This is a genomic window from Cobetia sp., assembly GCF_983723665.1.
The window spans coordinates 2,871-6,887 of record NZ_CFDJES010000141.1 but is presented as its reverse complement, the minus strand read 5'-3'; the positions used below and the strand labels follow the sequence as shown (position 1 = coordinate 6,887).

General features: G+C 63.2%; 3 protein-coding genes. 2 read left to right on the top strand and 1 reads right to left on the bottom strand.

Annotated features, from left to right (window positions below; translation table 11 throughout):
- Nucleotides 1-916: LysR family transcriptional regulator (locus tag AC4FAH_RS12305; RefSeq protein ID WP_490246111.1), on the bottom strand; the 916-nt coding region annotated here is incomplete at its 3' end.
- A 148-nt stretch (nucleotides 917-1,064) separates the two neighbouring features.
- Here AC4FAH_RS12305 and aptA point away from each other — a divergent pair.
- A complete protein-coding gene (gene aptA / locus AC4FAH_RS12300; protein ID WP_286988084.1) occupies nucleotides 1,065-2,414 on the top strand; it encodes an omega-aminotransferase AptA in 1,350 nt (449 codons plus the stop codon).
- A gap of 101 nt (nucleotides 2,415-2,515) precedes the next feature.
- Nucleotides 2,516-4,006: a CoA-acylating methylmalonate-semialdehyde dehydrogenase gene (locus tag AC4FAH_RS12295; RefSeq protein ID WP_043332153.1), complete on the top strand. Its 1,491-nt coding sequence runs from the start codon at nucleotides 2,516-2,518 to the stop codon at nucleotides 4,004-4,006.
- Nucleotides 4,007-4,017: the final 11 nt, after the last annotated feature.

Sequence of the window (4,017 nt, the reverse complement as noted above, 5' to 3'; positions counted from 1 at the left end):
TCAGATAACGCTCCAGCACCAGATTGGGTGGGCGGCTCTTGCGCGTGATGGCGCTGTAATAAGTGACATAGGAATTGGCCACCGGACTGAGCGCCTGCATCTGGCCATCGCGCACCCAGCGCTCGGCATAGTGGGTGGGCAGATAGCCGAGATAGCGCCCGGAAAGCACCAGAAAGGCGATGCCCTCGCGGTCAGTCGCGGAAGCGGCGGCCTTGAGCGGTTCATGCAGCGCCTTGATCGCAGGCGTCTGCGCGTAGGCCGGTAGCACCGCATCATGCTGGCGAATCTCTTCCTCGCCCACCGGACGCCCCCGCGCAAGGGTATCGCCCGCGCGGGGCTCGCGAAACAGCGCGTGGCCCCGCGCGCAGTAAAGGCAGGAGGTTTCCTCATAGAGCGAGCGATACTCGAGCCCCGGCAGCGTCTTGAGCGTCGGGATCACCCCGGTATGCAGGCGGCCATCCAGCACGGCGCGCTCGATCTCGTTGGGGGGAATCATGCGGATGTTGATCATCACCTCCGGGCCGTGGCCCTTCAGCGCACTCAGCGCATCCGTGATGTGCATCTCGGGCATGGTGACCAGATTGTCGGTGATGCCGATGTTCAGCTCGCCCTTGAGCCAGGCATGCAGACCATTGATGCGTGTGCGAAAGCCCTCTGCCGCCGCCAGCATCTGCATCGCAGCTTCATGCACGTCTCTTCCCTCATTGGTGAGCGCGAAACCACTGCGCCCCCGCTGACAGAGCTTGAGGCCCAACCGCGCCTCCAGGTCACTCATCGCCATGCTGATGGCGGAGCGACTGATATTGAGCTCGATCTCGGCCGCCGAGAAACCGCCGCACTCCACCACCTTGCGAAAGATGCGCAGCAAGCGCAGATCGGCATCGCCAAGCTGCCCCCTCATGCCGTCCTTGCGCATGGTCTGCCCTCCTGAGTTTCACGACATGGAAAGTTAAGTAAATGCTTTCCTGAAGATAAAGACAATGACATTTATCTTACCAAAAGGACTTCCTAATCTAGTCGACAGGAGCCGAGAACCAACAACAACACACTCTGTGGGAGACATCATGACCGCCTTCGATACATCCCCTTCCGCCCAGGCAGGCTTGAGCCAGGAGCAGCTCGATGCCTACTGGATGCCCTACACGGCCAATCGGCAGTTCAAGCAGGACCCGCGCATCATCACCAAGGCGCAGGGGGCCTACTTCACGGACTCACAGGGCCGTCAGATCTTCGATGGCCTGTCAGGTCTCTGGACCTGCGGTGCCGGTCATTGCCGTCCGGAGATCGCCGAGGCGGTCAGCGCGCAGCTGCGCGAGCTGGATTACGCGCCCGCCTTCCAGTACGGCCATCCCAAGGCCTTCGAACTGGCACACCGCATCAAGACGCTGATGCCCGAGGGGCTGGATCACGTCTTCTTCACCGGTTCCGGCTCCGAGAGTGCCGACACCTCTCTGAAGATCGCGCGTGCCTACTGGCGCAAGAAGGGCAAGCCGACCAAGACCAAGCTGATCGGACGCAGCAAGGGCTATCACGGCGTCAACTTCGGCGGCTTCAGCGTCGGTGGCATCGGCGCCAACCGCTCACTCTACGGCCAGGGGGTCGATGCCGATCACCTGCCGCACACCCTGCTCAAGGAAAATGTCTTCACGCCCGGCATGCCCACGACCGGCGCCGAGCGCGCCGATGAGCTGCTGGAGCTGATCGCGCTGCATGATGCCTCCAACATCGCCGCCGTCATCGTCGAGCCGATGGCAGGCTCGGCCGGCGTGCTGCCGCCGCCAGTGGGCTATCTCAAGCGCCTGCGCGAGATATGCGACCAGCACGACATCCTGTTGATCTTCGATGAGGTCATCACCGGCTTCGGACGCATGGGCGCCATGAGCGGCGCCGAGGAATTCGGGGTCACGCCGGACATCCTCAACGTCGCCAAGCAGATCACCAATGGCGCGGTGCCGATGGGCGCCGTGGTCGTCAAGGGCGACATCTACCAGACCTTCATGGACAACGGCGGCCCCGACTACATGATGGAGATTCCCCACGGCTACACCTACTCCGGTCACCCGGTGGCGTGTGCCGCGGCGCTGGCAGCCCTCGACGTGCTCGAGAACGACCAGCTCATCTCCCGCGTCCGCGAGCTGAGTCCGGTATTCGAGAAGAAGCTGCACGAACTCAAGGGCACGCGCTACATCAGCGACATCCGCAACTACGGCCTGGCCGGTGCCCTGCAGGTCGAGGCCTATCCCGGCGAGCCGGCGCGGCGCCCGTATGAGATTGCCATGCACTGCTGGAAGGCCGGTTTCTATGTCCGTTACGGCGGCGACACCATCCAGCTGGGCCTGCCGTTCATCACCGAACACTACGAGCTGGACCGCCTGATCAATGCCCTCGGCGATGCCTTCGCCGCCCAGGACTGACGATCGACGCTCAAGACTGACCATCAACATTCAGAACTGACGATCAACACCACTTCATTCATCGCCATTCATTTCACAAGTCATCTCAGGGAGCCCACCCAATGAAGACGCTCGGACACCTCATCAACGGCAACATCGATCACAGCGAAGGTCGTACCCAGGACATCTTCAACCCCTCCACCGGCGAAGTCGGCGGCCAGGTGCGCCTGGCCAGCAAGGCAACGGTCGAGGAAGCCATTGCGGCCGCCGAGGCCGCCTTCCCGGAATGGCGCAACACGCCGCCGATCAAGCGCGCCCGAGTGATGTTCCGCTTCAAGCAGCTGCTGGAAGAACATGCCGACGAGATTGCCCGCCTGATCGGTCAGGAGCACGGCAAGATCTGTCACGATGCGCTGGGCGAATTGCAGCGCGGCATCGAGAATGTCGAATATGCCTGCAGCGCCCCGGAACTGCTCAAGGGCGAGCACAGCCGCAATACCGGCCCGGGCATCGATTCCTGGAGCGAATTCCAGCCGCTGGGCGTGGTTGCCGGCATCACGCCGTTCAACTTCCCGGCCATGGTGCCGCTGTGGATGTACCCGATGGCGATCGCCTGCGGCAACACCTTCGTCCTCAAGCCCTCCGAGCGCGACCCGACCTCCACGCTGTTCATCGCCGAGCTGCTGATGGAGGCCGGACTGCCGGCCGGCGTCATGAATGTCGTCAATGGCGACAAGGAAGCCGTCGATACGCTGCTGGACGACCCGCGCATCCAGGCGGTCAGCTTCGTCGGTTCCACCCCGATCGCTGAATACATCTACAGCCGCGCCGCGGCCAACGGCAAGCGCTGTCAGGCCCTCGGTGGCGCCAAGAACCACGCCATCGTGATGCCGGACGCCGACATGGAATACGTGGCCAACTCACTGAATGGCGCCGCCTTCGGCTCTTCCGGTGAGCGTTGCATGGCACTGTCCGTCGCGGTGGCCGTGGGCGATGACGCCGCCGACAAGCTGATCGCGCAGATGAAGCAGCAGATGGAAGGCCTCAAGGTCGGCATCTACAGCGACAAGGGCAATGATTTCGGCCCGCTGATCACCGCAGCCCATCGCGACAAGGTGGTCGGCTACATCGACAGCGCCGAGCAGCAAGGCGCGACGGTGGTGGTCGATGGCCGCAATCCGCAGGTCGAAGGCGGCGAGAACGGCTTCTTCGTCGGCGGCACCCTGATCGATGGCGTCACCCCGGAGATGACCTGCTACCAGGAAGAGATCTTCGGCCCGGTGCTGCTGGTCGTGCGCGCCGATTCGATGGAAGCCGCCATGCAGCTGATCAATGATCACGAATACGGCAATGGCACCTGCATCTATACCCGTGATGGCGAAGCCGCCCGCTACTTCAGTGATCACATCCAGGTCGGCATGGTCGGCATCAACGTGCCGCTGCCGGTACCGGTCGCCTATCACAGCTTCGGCGGCTGGAAGCGCTCGCTGTTCGGCGATCTGTCCGCCTACGGCCCGGATGCGGTGCGCTTCTACACCCGCCGCAAGACCATCACCCAGCGCTGGCCTTCCGCCGGTCTGCGTGAAGGCGCCCAGTTCGCCTTCCCGTCCTGATCCATCGCCTT

Coding starts and splice junctions, on each gene's coding strand:
- AC4FAH_RS12295 (WP_043332153.1), top strand. CDS start 2,516: ATGAAGACGCTCGGACACCTCATCAACGGCAACATCGATCACAGCGAA.
- aptA (WP_286988084.1), top strand. CDS start 1,065: ATGACCGCCTTCGATACATCCCCTTCCGCCCAGGCAGGCTTGAGCCAG.